Here is a 14885-nt window from a genome sequence, read left to right as displayed (position 1 = left end):
AAGCAGCCCCATCAATCTGTGGTGAACCCGTCGGGGGGCAAGCCCCCTCACCACAGCAAGCCAGCTCCTACCATTGAACTATGTCGCTGCCGAAATCGTATTCGACGCTGGAGCTCGTTCTTTAAGGGCCAACGCCAGCACCGCTCCCGCCAGGGCAATCGCCGCGCTCCACCACAACGCCAGTTCGATCCCACCCGCCTGCGCCGCACCCGTCGACCCGCCGGCATTCGCCAACGACACCAGCAACGCCAGCCCCAATGCGCCGCCAATCTGCTGGCTGGTGGACGCCATGCCCGCCGCCACGCCCTGCTCTCCTGGCCGAATGCCCAGGCCGGCAGCCACCCACATTGCCGTCCAGGTCATGCCCTGGCCGATACTCAGGATGAAAATCCCCGGCAGCAGCGACCAGAATCCCGCCCCCGTCGGCAACGCCACGCACACCAGTGCGATGCCCACCGCCCCCGCCAACTGGCCGCTGACCAGGGTGGTGCGCAAGCCCAGCCGCGCCAATGATCGTTCAGCCAGCCAGATACCGCCGGTGCACACCAGGGTCGCCGGCAAAAACGCCAACCCCGCCTGCAGCACGCTGTAGCCGTAGACCTGCTGGTAATACACCGCCAGAAAGTAGTACTGCACGCCAAAGCTGCTCATGAATACCGCGGTCAACACCATGGCCATGCGCAACTCGCGATAGCCCAGCAGCCGCAGCGGCATCAAGGGGTCACGGCCCCGGTGTTCGATCCACGCGAACAACCCCAGCAGCGCCAACGCCACGGCCATGCAGCCGAGGGTCGATGGCGCCGCCCAGCCCCACTCCGGCCCTTGCACCAGGGCGAACACCAGCAACGTGCCGCCCAGCGTCACGGTCAACGCGCCGCTGATATCAAAATTGCGCCCACGGGCCCGCTCGCCATCGGCGGGTATCCAGTAGCGCGCCGCCAGCGCGCAGGCGCCGGCCAATGGCACGTTCACCAGGAAGACCGCTTCCCAGCCCCAGGCCTGGGTCAGCACGCCGCCGAGCAACGCACCCAAGGCCAGGCCCGCCGCAGACGCCGCGCTCCATACCGCAAACGCACGGTTGCGGGCCGGGCCTTCGGCGTAGTGAGTGTTGATCAGCGCCAACGTGGCCGGGAACAACAGCGCCCCGCCCACGCCCTGCACCGCCCGGGCCAGCACCAGCAGCAAGGCGCTGCCACCGAGCACCGCCGCCAGGGATGACAGCGCGTACAAGGACTGGCCGAGGATGTACAAACGCCGCTTGCCCAACAGGTCGGCGGCCCGGCCGCCCAGCAGCAGGAAACCACCGAACGCCACGCTGTAGGCGCTGACCACCCACTGCAATTGCTGGGCGGAAAAACCCAGGTGGCTGCCGATCTGCGGCAGCGCGACAAACACGATGGTCGCGTCCAGGGCGATGATCAGTTGCGCGGTCGCCAGCAGCAACAGCATCCAGCCTGAGGGTCGAGAGAAAGACATCACAGCGTCCTGCCAGAAAATGAGAGGCGCCAGTGTCTTTCATGCTCAACAGATGATAAATAGCCTTATCACTCTTTCAGTAATGACTTTAATCATGGACCTGAACGCTGTTCGCCTGCTGGTGCGGGTCGCCGAAACCCGCAGCTTCACCCGCGCCGCCGGGGACCTGGGGCTGACTCAATCCGGATTGTCCCGGGCCATTTCCCGGCTGGAAAACCAGCTGGGCGTGCGCCTGCTGCAACGCAACACCCGCAGCGTGAGCCTCACGCCCGACGGGCAAATGCTCTATGAACGCAGCGCGCCGCTGCTGGCGGAACTGGCCGAAGCCGAGCAGCAGATGCTCGACCGCCGCAGTTCGCCGTCCGGCCTGCTGAAAATCAGCACGCCGTCGTTGTTCGGTCGCAAGGTGGTGATGCCGGTAATCGGCGAATTGACCCTGCAATACCCCGACCTGCGCATCGAAGCGGTAATGACCGACCGCCTGGTGGACATCGTCGATGAAGGCTTTGATGCCTTGCTGCGCACCGGCGATATCCAGGATCAGCGCCTGATCGCCCGGGCGCTGCCGCCGCTGCGCTGGGTCACCGTTGCCGCCCCGGCGTACCTTGCGCGTTTTGGAGCACCGCAGACCGTCGATGAACTCAAGGACCACAACTGCCTGACCGTGCGCAACCTGCGCACCAGCCGGCTGGTGGACTGGCAATTCATGCTCGATGGCAAGGTGCAGGACGTAAGCGTCGAAGGAAGGCTGATCTTTGATATCGGCGACGCGCTGGTGGACGGTGCTGTCGGTGGGTTTGGCATCGCCCAGGTGATGGATTTTGCGGTGAGAGACGATCTGGCGGCCGGGCGCCTGGTGCCCTTGCTGGAAGATTTTGCCGGGCGCAGCCGCGCGATATCGCTGGTGTATCCGCCGTCGCGGCAGTACTCGCCGAAGTTGATGGCGTTTGCCGAGGCACTCAACAAGGCGCGGTGGTAACACACCCATTGTGGCTAGGGGGGTTGTCCTGTGGTGAGGGGCTGTCCTGTTGCAGGGGGGCTTGTCTGTGGTGACAGGACAAGCCCCCTCACCACAGACAAGCCCCCTCACCACAGGACAACCCCCATAGCCACAGGACAAGCCCCCTCACTACAGGACAAGCCCCCTAGCTACAGGTTTGATGTACGGCATTACGCAAGGTGTTTACCTTCCAGCGGCTCGCCAATCGTCAGGAAATGCCCACCCGCCACATGGTGCAAGGTACGCAGCGCATCCTGCCCTTCGAAATGCCAGCGGCCTTCACTGAACACCCGCTCATCCGCCTCGGCCGCCACCACTTCGGCGAGGAACAAATCGTAGGTCTGCTGGTTATGCGGCTCCGGCAGCAACCGGCACTCCAGCCACGCTACGCAGCCTTCGAGCATCGGCGCATCGGTGTGTTCACCACTGAACGTCTGCAAGCCATACGCTGCGAACTTGTCGGTCTCGCTGCCGGTGGTGTTGCCCACCGTCTGCACGATATCGGCCTGGGCCGCACACGGCACGTTGAGCACAAAGGTGCCGGCGCCTTCCAGCAGTTGCCGGGTCCAGGTGGCCTTGTCCAGCACGACGGCAACTTTGGGCGGTTCGAAATCCAGCGGCATGGCCCACGCAGCCGCCATGATGTTGCGCTGGCCGTTGTGCGCGGCGCTGACCAGCACGGTCGGGCCGTGGTTGAGCAAGCGGTAGGCCTTGGACAGCGGGACGGGACGGCGATGGTTTGGGCTCATGGACGAAAGGCTCGGAAAAAAAACTTACGATACCTCAAGCATGAGCCCCGGTGACTAGCTGCTCAGTTGATTGGCGAATTGCCCCACTGCGCTGACCACTTTCTGCGCACCGTCCTGGATCTCCACGATCACCGTGCCCGCCTCGGCCGCCAGGGCCAGGCCTTGTTCGGCTTGCAGGCGGCCATCGGTCATCAGCGCCACGGCGTCGCGGGCCATGTCCTGGTTCTGGCGCACCACGCCGACGATTTCCTCGGTGGCCTTGCTGGTACGCGACGCCAGTTGCCGAACCTCATCGGCCACCACCGCAAAACCACGGCCTTGCTCACCAGCGCGGGCGGCTTCGATGGCGGCGTTGAGGGCCAGCAGGTTGGTCTGTTCGGCGATGCCGCTGATGGTCTTGACGATGCTGCCGATCACCTGGGACTGGGCGTTCAGCGCTTCGATGCCCTCGCCCGCCTGTTGCATGTGCTTGGCCAGGTCGCGCATCACGTCCACCGCCTGGGTGACCACGGTGGTGCCGCGCTGGGCGCTGCTGTCGGTTTGCAGCGAGGTGCTGTAGGCGATGTTGGCCGCGTCGGCCACGGCCTGCTCCTGGTTGACCTGGTCGGTGATCACCGTGGCGAACTTGACCACTTTGTACAGCCGCTCATTGGCGTCGAGTACCGGGTTGTAGGAAGCCTCCAGCCACACGGTGCGGCCATGACTGTCGACACGCTTGAAGCGGCCGGCGACGAATTCGCCGGCGTTCAGACGCTTCCAGAACTGTTGGTACTCGACGCTGTTGGCGTCCTGCGACTCACAGAATATCCGGTGATGCTTGCCCTGGATCTGCGCCAGGCTGTAACCCATGCCGTTGAGGAAACGGTCATTGGCCGTCAGCACATTACCGTTGAGGTCAAACTCGATCACCGCCGTGGAGCGCACCAGCGCAGTGATCAGGTTTTCGTGTTCACGAGACGCTTCGATGGTGCGCGTCAGGTCGCTGGAGTACACCGAAAAATGCTTGATGCGTCCGTCCGAACTGCGCACCGGCTGCACGATGGAGCGCAGCCACGCCTCGTCGCCGTTGCCCCGGGTCAGGCGCACGGTACCGGCGAAGTGCTCGCCACGCACCAGGGCGTTTTTGAAACGCAGTTGAAACGTGTCCTGCTTGACGTGCGCCGGCACTATATCGTCGATCAAGCGGCCTTGCAGTTGGCTTGCCTGGTAACCCATCTCCTGAAGAAAGATGGCATTGACCGACTCGATGCGCCCTTCGGGATCCAGTGTCAGGGTCATCATTTCACTGTCCAGGCTCTCCTTGACCTGCTGCAGGCTTGATAATTCTTCGCGAAGAGCAGACAGCTCCTGCTTGAGACGGGTGTTGAACATGGAGGCACCGGTGGGCAAATGAGGACGGGATCTGACCTGCATCGGCGCTACCGGCGTTTTCTTAAGAGCGCTTTAGCCCGTTGCCCAATTATATTTTTCGAGACCTCAACTGCCGTTGTTACGGCAGATACCCATGACCTGATACTGCAGCGTATTGAGTTTGCCGGTGGAGTCTTCATAGGTCATGCGCGACGGCACTGCGGTGCACGAACGGATCGGCGGCGTCACGTTAACCACCTTGGCAATGTCCAGCTTCATGCCGTAGCGATAGCTCTGGACGACGGGCGCAGGCAGGCCCTTTTTCGCGGCGTAGGCGGCCATCGCCTGCTCGTTGTTTTGCATCATCTGGGCGAAGGTGCGATCACCTCCGCCTTCAGCCATCGCGCCAACGGAAAAGATCAGGGCCAGTGCCGCAACCGTGGTTTTCAGGGTGTTCATGAGGGCTTCCTCGTCTGACTTATTGAATTAAAAGTTCAGAGCAAGGGTAACTAACCAAGCCTGTCGTAAAGTTCACCGAAAGATTACTTATTGGTTATGTTTTATTGAAATTCCAAAATTGTAATCTGTGCGCCACCTCGTCGTTATCTCGTGTTTGCAACTATCCGCTTGGGCAACACCACAACAAGAATGCCCCATCGATAAGAAGCTAATAGCTGCCAAAACCGAGGAGCGCTACATGAGCACTAACCGCACACTTTCCGTTTCCATGATTGCCGCCCTGGCAGGCCTTGCACCGCTTTCAGGCATGGCCGTGGAAGACAAACCCGAAGGTTTTATCGAAGGCAGCACGCTGAACGTGCTGGCCCGTAACTTCTATTTCAACCGTGACGACCGCAAAGGCCAGTCGAGCCCCACCGGCAATGGCTACTCCGAAGCCTGGGCCCAGGGGTTTATCGGCAAATTCGAGTCCGGTTTTACCCAGGGGTCGGTGGGTTTCGGCCTGGACGCCTTTGCGATGTATGGCCTGAAACTCGACTCCGGCACCGGCCGCAGCGGCGGCAAGGGCTCGTTCGGCGTGCTGCCGGTGGACAGCGACAATCACCCCGAAGACGGCTACAGCAAGCTCGGTGGCGCGGTAAAAGTGCGCCTGCTGGATACCGTGATCAAGGCCGGTGATGTGTTCCCGCTGACCCCGGTGGTGGCCTACGGCGACGCGCGCGTATTGCCGCAAAGCTTTCGCGGCGTCACCGCGCAAAACACCAGTCTCGAGGGCCTGAGCTTGCAGGCCGGGCACCTGAACGGCATGAGCCAGCCGACCCAGAGCGGCATGGACAAAGGCTTTGCGACCTTTTATGCGGGCAAGGTGGATTCGCCCTGGATCGGCTATGCCGGTGGCGACTACCAGGTGAACAAGCACCTCAGCCTCAGCCTGTACACCAGCCGCCTGAAGGATGCCTGGGACCAGTACTACTTCGGCAGCGCCGCCAGCTACCCGCTGAACGATGACGTGTCTCTGTTTGGCGACTTCAACTATTACAAGGCCGTGGACGAGGGCAAAAAACGCCTGGGCGAGTTCGATAACAACATCTGGAGCGCCAGGCTCGGGGTCAAGGTGGGCGCCCACAGCCTGGCCTTGTCCCACCAGCGCAACAACGGGGACGGCGACTTTGACTACCTGCGTATGTCCGACTCGATCTTCCTCAACAACTCGATCCAGTACAGCGACTTCAACTCGCCCAAGGAACGCTCGTGGATGCTCACCTATAACCTCGACATGCAGCCCTTCGGCATTCCCGGCCTTTCGTTCATGACCCGCTACGGCAAAGGCACCGGCGCCGACTACAGCAACGCCAACGCGGTGTACATGCGCCGGGACGCGGCCGGCGACCCGCTGACCGATCAACGCCGCTGGGAACGGGATATCGAAGCCAAGTACGTGGTGCAGGGCGGCAACTTGAAAGACCTGTCGCTGCGGTTGCGTCAGGCGACCGTTCGTTCAAGTGCGTTTGAGTCAGACCTGGAAGAAGTCCGGTTGATTGTGGAGTATCCGCTGGCGATCCTTTAAACCGTCACAACGGCAGGTGCTTACATTCACTTGCCGTTGACTAACATCTGTTCACAATTTGAAGTCTGTCAGAACTGTAATATGCGCCTCACCTTCTCGTTAAGTTGAACTTCATATACTGGACCCAACTAACGGCACACGCCTTAATTGGAGAACAGTCATGAAGCCATCTTACGTGTTATTGATCAGCTTTCTCGGCGCTACATCCACCGTCGCCCTGGCCGACGACGGTGCCGACCGTTCCCGGCAATTTCTCGCCGAGTTCCGCCAGCAACAGCAGCAGGTCCACGGCGAACAGTCCGTGGCCGAGGCCGCGCCCGCCGACGCACAGAAGCAGTCGATCTGAACGGCGCACACCGAGCACATTCATCTCTGAAGCTTTTGTGTAGCTCCTTTGGAAAGAGATGAATTTTTAACGCCCCGGATGGGGCGTTTTTTTTGTCCGCAGGATTGCAGCGCAACAACCAGTCACAAACTGGTTGATTGACCCTGAAGCTACTTCAGCCTTCAGGCTTCCGAAAATTCGAATCGCAGCCTCTCTCTATCAATAAAAGGTAAATCCCCATGCGTATCCTTGTGGTTGAGGACGAGCAAAAGACTGCCGCCTACCTGCAGCAGGGCCTGACCGAAAGCGGTTACGTGGTCGACTGTGCGGCCAGCGGCGTGGACGGCCTGCACCTGGCCGGGCAACACGCCTATGAACTGGTGATTCTGGATGTAAACCTGCCGGCCAGGGACGGCTGGGACGTGCTGGAGCAGCTGCGTCGCGACAGCAACCAGCGGGTGATGATGCTGACCGCCCGTGGCCGGCTGACCGACAAGATCAAGGGCCTGGACATGGGCGCCGACGATTACCTGGTCAAACCCTTCGAGTTTCCCGAACTGCTGGCCCGCGTGCGTACCCTGTTGCGCCGCAGTGAACACATACCGGTGCCGGACGTATTTCGTGTGTCGGACCTGGAGCTGGACCCGCGCCGCCACCGCGCATACCGCGGCACTCGGCGCATCGACCTGACCACCAAAGAGTTCGCCCTGCTGCATGTGTTGATGCGCCAGTCCGGCGAAGTGCTGACCCGCACGCAGATTATCTCCCTGGTCTGGGACATGAATTTCGACTGCGACACCAACGTGGTGGAAGTCTCCATCAGCCGCTTGCGGGCCAAGGTCGATGACCAGAGTGACGTCAAGCTGATCCACACCATTCGTGGCGTGGGCTATGTGCTGGAGGCCCGCCAATGAGATCCAGCAGCCTGTCGATGCGCCTCGGCCTGACGGTGAGCCTGATGGGCGCGGGCCTGGTGGTGTTGCTCGCGACGCTGGCGTACCTGGCGCTGACCCACGAGCTTGAGAACCTGGCGCGCAAGGGCCTGGAAAGCAAGATGGAGCAGATCCAGCACAGCCTGGCCCTGGGCCTGGACACCCGCGCCATCCAGGCCCGCCCGCACTCGCTGATGGACCTGGTCATGGGGCATGACAATTTTTACCTGACCATCGTTGGCACCGCGCCCGATGACGCGGTGCTGCTCAGTGTCGGCGCCAAGCCCCAGGAACCGTTGCTGACCGACTTCGCCCCGCGGCAAACCCTCGGCTACCTGAACTGGGACGACAGCAACGGCAACCAAGTGCTGAGTGCCTCCAGCCTGATGCGCCTGGCCAGCGGCGAACGCGTGCGGGTGTTGCTGTCGCTCGACCGCATGGACGATCAGGCCTTGCTCAGTGCGTACCTGCGCTCCACGGTGATCGCCCTGCCGCTGCTGTTGCTGCTGATCGGCATTGGCGCCTGGTGGGTGGTGCAACGCGGGCTGGCGCCGCTGCAACAGTTCAGCCGCGTCGCCGCCAAGGTCACCACCCAGGACCTGACGCATCGGCTGGCTGTGGATAACTTGCCCAAGGAGCTGGGCGAGTTGGCGCAAGGCATCAACTTCATGCTGCAGCGCCTGGACGGCGGGGTGCAGCAGTTGTCGCAGTTCTCCGATGACCTGGCCCATGAACTCCGTGCGCCGCTGACCAACTTGATGGGCAAGGCGCAGGTGACGTTGTCTCGTGAGCGACCGCCCCAGGAGTACAAGGCGGTGCTGGAATCCAGCACCGAAGAGATGGAACGCCTGGCACGGATCGTCTCCGACATGCTGTTTCTGGCGCAGGTCAGCCACCCGACGGCGCGGGTTTCGTTTGCGCCGGTGTCCCTGGCCGACGAAGCGCGCCGGGTCATGGAATTGTTTGCCTTGAGTGCCGAAGACAAGCACCTGACCCTGAGCCTCAACGGCGATGCCTCGGTGCATGGCGACCGCCTGATGATTCAGCGGGCGATTTCCAACTTGTTGTCCAATGCCATCCGGCATACCCGGCACGCTTCCACGGTGTCGTTGCAGGTGGAAACCCACGGGCAGCAGGTGTCGCTGTCGGTGGGCAACCCGGGCCCGGGGATTGAAGCGCACCACCTGCCGAACCTGTTCGAGCGTTTCTACCGCGTCGACAGCAGCCGCGCCCGCTCCGAAGGAGGGACCGGGCTGGGGCTGGCCATCGTGCGGTCGATCATGACCCTGCATCAAGGCCGGGCAGAGGTCAGCAGCGAGCCCGGAGATTTCACTGTGTTTCGGTTGGTGTTTCCCCTTCATACCAACGCTATCTGCCAATAAACCATTGTGGTGAGGGAGCTTGCTCCCTCACCACAGGTTATTGGTCAGGCATCAGGCGGTCTTCCTGTTCTTCACGCCGATGTGCCCAGTGATACAGCGCCGGCAATACCAGCAGGGTCAGCAGCGTCGACGAGATAATCCCGCCAATCACCACCGTCGCCAACGGGCGCTGCACTTCGGCGCCGGTGCCGGTGGCCAGGGCCATGGGGATAAACCCCAGCGACGCCACCAACGCCGTCATCAACACCGGGCGCAAGCGCGTCAGGGCGCCTTCGTTGATCGCTACCGACAATGAGCGCCCCTCTTCCCGCAGGTTGCGAATGAAGGCAATCATCACCAGCCCGTTCAGCACCGCCACCCCCGACAGCGCGATAAAGCCCACACCCGCCGAGATCGACAGCGGAATGTCCCGCAGCCAAAGCGCCATGATCCCGCCGGTCAACGCGAAGGGAATCCCGGTGAACACCAGCAGCCCGTCCTTGAGGTTGTTGAACATCATGAACAGCAGCCCGAACACCAGCAGCAACGCCACCGGCACCACGATGCGCAAGCGCTCGGAGGCTTCCTTCAACTGTTCGAACTGGCCGCCCCAGGAGGTCCAGTAACCCGCAGGGATTTTCACCTGGGTGTCGATGGCAGCCCCGGCCTCCTCGACAAACGAACCGATGTCCCGCCCACGCACGTTGGCGCTGACGATCACCAGGCGCTTGCCGTTTTCGCGGCTGATCTGGTTGGGGCCGAGCACCAGGTCCAGGCTGGCGACTTCCGACAGTGCGATAAACCCCAACTGCCCCGCCGCGTTGTTCACCAGCGCCGGAATCGGGATCAGCAACCGCGACAAGCCTTCGATGTCGGTGCGCAGCGCGTCGGACAACCGCACGACCATGTCGAAACGCCGGTCGCCTTCGTACATCGTCCCGGCCTGGCGCCCACCCACGGCAACGGCAATCGTGTCTTGCACATCGCCCACATTCAGGCCAAAACGCGCGGCCTTGTCGCGGTCGATATTGATGGTCAGCACCGGCAGGCCGGAGGTCTGTTCCACCTTCACTTCCGAGGCGCCCTGGAGGGTTTGCAAGGTCTCGGCAATTTCCCCGGCGGTCTTGTTGAGCACCGCCATGTCGTCACCAAACACCTTCACCGCCACGTCACTGCGCACCCCGGAAATCAGCTCGTTGAAGCGCAGCTGGATCGGTTGCGACAACTCATACACGCTGCCCGGCACAATCGCACTGGCGCGCTGGATGTCGGCGATGATTGCCTCGCGGGACTTCTTCGGGTCGGGCCACTGGTCCTTGGGTTTGAGCATCACGTAGCTGTCGGAGATGTTCGGCGGCATCGGGTCGGAGGCGATTTCCGCGGTGCCGGTGCGGGCAAATACCCGTTCGATTTCCGGCACCTCGGCCATCAAGGTTTTTTCCAGCTGCTGCTGCATGTGCACCGATTGCGTCAGGCTGGTGCCCGGCACGCGCAATGCTTGTTGGGCGAAGTCACCTTCGCTGAGGCTGGGGATAAATTCGCTGCCCATGCGGCTGGCCACCAGGCCCGACGCAACGATGGTCAACACCGCCAGACCGAACACCAGCGGCCGGCGCGTCATCACCCAATCCAACACTGGCGCGTAGACACGCCGTGCGGTGCGCATCACCAGGTTTTCTTCTTCCTTGACCTTGCCGGTCACGAACAACGCAATCGCCGCCGGCACAAAGGTGACAGACAGAATCATCGCCCCCAGCAGCGCGATCACCACGGTGAAGGCCATCGGGTGGAACATCTTCCCGGCAACGCCGGTAAGGGCAAAGATCGGCAGGTACACCACCATGATGATCAACTGCCCGAAGATCAGCGCACGCCGCGCTTCCTTGGCCGCCGCAAACACTTCATGCAGGCGCTCGCTGCGGGTCAACAACCGCCCGTGGCGCTGCTGGGCGTGGGCCAGGCGGCGGATGGCGTTCTCGACAATCACCACTGCGCCGTCGACGATAATCCCGAAATCCAGGGCGCCGAGGCTCATCAGGTTGGCGCTGACCTTGTTGGTAAACATCCCGGTAAAGGTGAACAACATGGCCAGGGGAATGACCATCGCGGTGATCAGCGCGGCGCGGATATTGCCGAGGAACAGGAACAGCACCGCCACCACCAGCAACGCCCCTTCGAAGAGGTTTTTCTTCACCGTGCTGATGGCTTTTTCCACCAGGTTGGTACGGTCGTAGACGGTGACGGCGACCACGCCTTCCGGCAGCGAGCGGTTGATCTCTTCGAGTTTTTTCGCGACCGCCAGGGACACGGTGCGGCTGTTTTCGCCGATCAACATGAACACCGTACCCAGCACCACTTCGCGGCCATTTTCGGTGGCGGCGCCGGTACGCAACTCACGGCCGATATCGACTTGCGCGACGTTGCGCACCCGAATCGGCGTACCGTCGGACGTGGTGATCACAATGTTGGCGATGTCGTCGATGGACCCGACTTGCCCCGGCGCGCGGATCAGCAATTGCTCGCCGCTGCGTTCGATGTAGCCGGCGCCAACGTTGGCGTTGTTGCGCTCCAGCGCGGTGACCAGGTCACTCAAGGTCAGGTTATAGGCCGCCAGGCGCTTGGGGTCCGGGGCGATCTGGTATTCCTTGGCAAAGCCGCCGATGGTATTGATCTCGGCCACGCCCGGCACGTTGCGCAGTTGCGGCTTGATGATCCAGTCCTGGATCACCCGCAGATCGGTCGGCGTATAAACTGAGCCGTCTTCCTTGCGCGCGCCGTCTTTCGCTTCCACGGTCCACAGGAAAATTTCCCCGAGCCCGGTGGAAATCGGCCCCATCATGGTTTCGATGCCATCCGGCAATTGCTCGCGGGCCACCTGCAAGCGCTCGTTGACCAGTTGGCGGGCGAAGAACAGGTCGGTGCCGTCCTTGAAAATCACCGTGACCTGGGACAAACCCGAGCGCGACAGCGAGCGGGTCTGCTGTAAACCCGGCAGCCCGGCCATGGCGGTTTCAATCGGAAAGGTGATGCGCTGCTCGGTTTCCAGCGGCGAAAACCCCGCCGCCGCCGAGTTGATCTGCACCTGCACGTTGGTGATGTCGGGCACCGCGTCGATGGGCAGTTTCTGATAGCTGGCGATGCCGACACCGGCCATCAACAGCACCGCCAACAGCACGATGATGCGCTGCTCGATAGCGAATTGGATAAGGCGCTCAAACATGGGAAATCACTCGCAGGATCAATGGGCGTGCTCGGCCGAGGCCTTGCCCAATTCGGACTTGAGGATGAAGCTGCCGACCGTGGCCACCTGCGCTCCGGCGTCGAGGCCCTGGCGCACTTCGACAAAACCGTTTTCGCTGACGCCCAGTTCGAGATGGCGCGTCATGAAGCCGTCGGGGGTTCGCACGAACACCGAGGGTTTGTCCTCGACGGTCTGGATTGCTTCCTGCGGCACCGTCACCTTGGCCTGATACGTATCGGTAGCGACCTGCACGGCGACGAACAAGCCTGGGCGCCACGAGTCGTCAGGGTTCTGCACCGTGACGCGCACGGTGGCGGTGCGGGTCTGCTCCCCCAGCAAGTTGCCGACATAGGCCACGGTGCCGAGCACTTCGGTGCCCATTTCCGAGGAGGTGACCTTCACCGGCTTGCCGACCTGGACCTTGTTCAAGTCTTTGGGAAACACGCCGAAGGTGACCCACACCTGGGACAGGTCCGACAGGGTGAAGGCGTTGCTGGTCTCGCTCACCACCTCGCCGACGCCGAGGTGTTTTTCCACCACCACGCCGTCGAACGGCGCACGCAGTTCGTAGCGATTGCCGCCCACCAATACGGCGCTGCCGCTCAGGGCGTTCATCTTTTGCCGGGCGTTGTTCAGGGCGATTTCGGCCTCTTGCAGCGCCTGGCGCGCCAGCAGGTAATCCTGTTCGGCGGAGATCTTGTCCTGCCATAACTGGCGCTCGCGCTGGAAGGTGGTGCGGGCCAGTTCGACCCGGCGTTGGCTGGCCGCCAGTTCGCTGCGCTGATCGGAAATCTGCTGGCTGGCGATCACCGCCAACAGTTCGCCCTTCTTCACCGACTGCCCGAGGTTGACCTTCACCGACTCCACCACGCCGGCGGCACGCGGCACGATGTGGGAGGTGCGGTCTTCGTCGAATCGCACCTCGCCCGGCAGTGACAGCACGGTGCTGATCTGCCGGGATTGGGCGGGCGCGAGTTGAATGCCGGCGGCCTGGATTTGCTGGTCGGTCAACTCAAGTTTGCCTTCTTCTTCCGCCTCTGCCGCAGCGCTGAGGGTCGGCCACGCCAGCATCAGCGCAACGGCCAGCGCCATCCTGTGTTTGTGGTTCATGGAACGCTCCTGAAAAAATCAAAACCGGGCGAGGTCGCCGTAAATCCGTTCGATGCGCACCCAGGCGTCAGTCGCCTGAGCGGTGGCCACGAGGTATTGGGTACGGGCCGCAATCAAGGTGCGCTGGGCGTCGAGCACGTCGAGGAAATTGAACTTGCCCATTTCGAAGCCACGGGTGGCGCTGTCCACCGCGCTTTGGGCGGCGGGCAGGATCTGTTGGTTGAACGAGCGCACTTCGGTATTCGCGGTTTGCCACAGGTCCAGGGCCTGGCGAGTCTCGGTGCGCAGGCGCAGCTCGGCGGCGTTGCGCAGGTCGCGGGCCTGGTCGGCGCGGCGACTGGCGGCGAGCACATTGCCCTGGTTGCGGTTGAACAGCGGGATCGGCATCGACACCCCCACTACGTTGACCCGCTCACGTACGCTGGCGTCGTATTGGCTGCCGATGGACACGTCGAGGTCGGGAATGCGCTGGGCTTTTTCCAGGCCCAGGGCCGCCTCGCCCTGGACGATTTGCAGTTCGGCCAGGCGCAGTTCGGCAGTTTGTTCCAGTCGCCCCAGCAACTGCGCGGGCGACGGTAATGTCGGCGCCGCCTGGGACTGGGCGGCCACGGCCTGGAAGTCGGTGCTGGCCGCGCCGGTGCTGGCGGCGAGGCGGCGATAGGCGTCGGTCAGGCCCATTTGCGCGCGGTTGAATTCCAGGCGAATTTCCGAGAGCTGCACCTGGGCGCGTGTGGCTTCCACCGGGGACGATTTACCCGCGGTGACACGGCCATTGGCAACCACCAGGCCGCGCTCGGCCAGTGCCAGTGAGCGTTGGGCCAGGTCGAGGCGTTCCTGGGCCCGAAGCGCCCCGTAGTAACCGTCGATGACCTCGGCCCGCAGCACATTGCGGCGCTGTTCCAGGGTCAATGCGGCGGCTTCCTGGGCGCGGGTGGCCACGTCAATCCGGGCGCCGCGCTTGCCACCCAATTCCAGGGTTTGGCTCAGTTTGACGGTGGTGGTGCGTGAGTTGCGGCGGGTGTCTTCGGCATCCCAGGAAGCGACCGGGTTGGGGATCAACCCAGCCTGCTGGCGACCGCCCTGGGCGATGTCGATTTCCCATTGCGCAGCGGCCATCTCCGGGTTATTGGCGAAGGCGGTTTGCAGGGCCGATTCGAGGGTCAGGGTTTGCGCCGACGCCTCTTGAACCGTCGCAGTGGCCAATAAAAAGACAGTCGACAAGGCGCCTGCCACCCACAGTAATTTGCGTATGAACGTTGGCATAACAAGAGTTCCATGCCCATGAATTAACAGGTGGGCAATGTAACTTTCGGTA

12 protein-coding genes are annotated in these 14885 nt (G+C 62.4%); 5 read left to right on the top strand and 7 right to left on the bottom strand.

Annotation, left to right across the window (positions count from 1 at the left end; genetic code table 11):
* Window positions 1-78: 78 nt before the first annotated feature.
* Window positions 79-1449: an MFS transporter gene (locus tag P3C29_RS21765; protein ID WP_010177074.1), complete on the bottom strand. Its 1371-nt coding sequence runs from the start codon at window positions 1447-1449 to the stop codon at window positions 79-81.
* Between the two features lie 121 nt (window positions 1450-1570).
* On the opposite strand from P3C29_RS21765, the gene P3C29_RS21760 reads away from it, so the two are divergent.
* Window positions 1571-2455, top strand: a complete 885-nt coding sequence (locus tag P3C29_RS21760; protein WP_275965412.1) for a LysR family transcriptional regulator — start codon at window positions 1571-1573, stop codon at window positions 2453-2455.
* Between the two features lie 191 nt (window positions 2456-2646).
* Here P3C29_RS21760 and P3C29_RS21755 read toward each other — a convergent pair whose 3' ends face one another.
* The 3 genes from P3C29_RS21755 to P3C29_RS21745 form a co-directional block, all read right to left on the bottom strand.
* Window positions 2647-3225 carry a flavin reductase family protein gene (locus tag P3C29_RS21755; RefSeq protein WP_275965411.1) on the bottom strand — a complete coding sequence of 193 codons (579 nt, stop codon included), beginning with the start codon at window positions 3223-3225 and terminating at the stop codon, window positions 2647-2649.
* Window positions 3226-3279: 54 nt separating this feature from the next.
* A complete protein-coding gene (locus tag P3C29_RS21750) occupies window positions 3280-4596 on the bottom strand; it encodes a PAS domain-containing methyl-accepting chemotaxis protein (RefSeq protein WP_201121840.1) in 1317 nt (438 codons plus the stop codon).
* 105 nt (window positions 4597-4701) lie between these two features.
* On the bottom strand, window positions 4702-5034 hold the full coding sequence (locus P3C29_RS21745; RefSeq protein WP_010177078.1) for a DUF2790 domain-containing protein: 333 nt from the start codon (window positions 5032-5034) through the stop codon (window positions 4702-4704).
* Window positions 5035-5272: 238 nt separating this feature from the next.
* Here P3C29_RS21745 and P3C29_RS21740 point away from each other — a divergent pair, with 238 nt between their 5' ends.
* From P3C29_RS21740 to P3C29_RS21725, 4 genes are all read left to right on the top strand, one after another.
* Window positions 5273-6601 carry an OprD family porin gene (locus P3C29_RS21740; protein ID WP_275965410.1) on the top strand — a complete coding sequence of 443 codons (1329 nt, stop codon included), beginning with the start codon at window positions 5273-5275 and terminating at the stop codon, window positions 6599-6601.
* Between the two features lie 160 nt (window positions 6602-6761).
* The gene (locus tag P3C29_RS21735; RefSeq protein WP_010177080.1) at window positions 6762-6947 is read left to right on the top strand and encodes a hypothetical protein; all 186 of its coding nucleotides are present in this window, start codon (window positions 6762-6764) and stop codon (window positions 6945-6947) included.
* 218 nt (window positions 6948-7165) lie between these two features.
* The gene (locus P3C29_RS21730) at window positions 7166-7840 is read left to right on the top strand and encodes a heavy metal response regulator transcription factor (protein WP_169387084.1); all 675 of its coding nucleotides are present in this window, start codon (window positions 7166-7168) and stop codon (window positions 7838-7840) included.
* A complete protein-coding gene (locus P3C29_RS21725) occupies window positions 7837-9240 on the top strand; it encodes a heavy metal sensor histidine kinase (RefSeq protein WP_201121846.1) in 1404 nt (467 codons plus the stop codon). The genes P3C29_RS21730 and P3C29_RS21725 overlap by 4 nt, the downstream gene beginning before the upstream one ends.
* A 37-nt stretch (window positions 9241-9277) precedes the next feature.
* On the opposite strand, the gene P3C29_RS21720 is transcribed toward P3C29_RS21725, so the two are convergent.
* From P3C29_RS21720 to P3C29_RS21710, 3 genes are read right to left on the bottom strand one after another with little or no spacing between them, the layout of a single operon-like run.
* Window positions 9278-12439: a CusA/CzcA family heavy metal efflux RND transporter gene (locus P3C29_RS21720; RefSeq protein WP_275965409.1), complete on the bottom strand. Its 3162-nt coding sequence runs from the start codon at window positions 12437-12439 to the stop codon at window positions 9278-9280.
* Window positions 12440-12457: 18 nt separating this feature from the next.
* The gene (locus P3C29_RS21715) at window positions 12458-13570 is read right to left on the bottom strand and encodes an efflux RND transporter periplasmic adaptor subunit (RefSeq protein WP_275965408.1); all 1113 of its coding nucleotides are present in this window, start codon (window positions 13568-13570) and stop codon (window positions 12458-12460) included.
* Window positions 13571-13588: 18 nt separating this feature from the next.
* A complete protein-coding gene (locus P3C29_RS21710; protein WP_275965407.1) occupies window positions 13589-14833 on the bottom strand; it encodes a TolC family protein in 1245 nt (414 codons plus the stop codon).
* Window positions 14834-14885: the final 52 nt, after the last annotated feature.

Source organism: Pseudomonas sp. 1912-s (assembly GCF_029269205.1).
In the GTDB taxonomy this organism is placed as follows: Bacteria; Pseudomonadota; Gammaproteobacteria; order Pseudomonadales; family Pseudomonadaceae; genus Aquipseudomonas.
The sequence above is the reverse complement of the archived record's forward strand: the minus strand, read 5'-3'. Positions and strand labels throughout refer to the sequence as shown.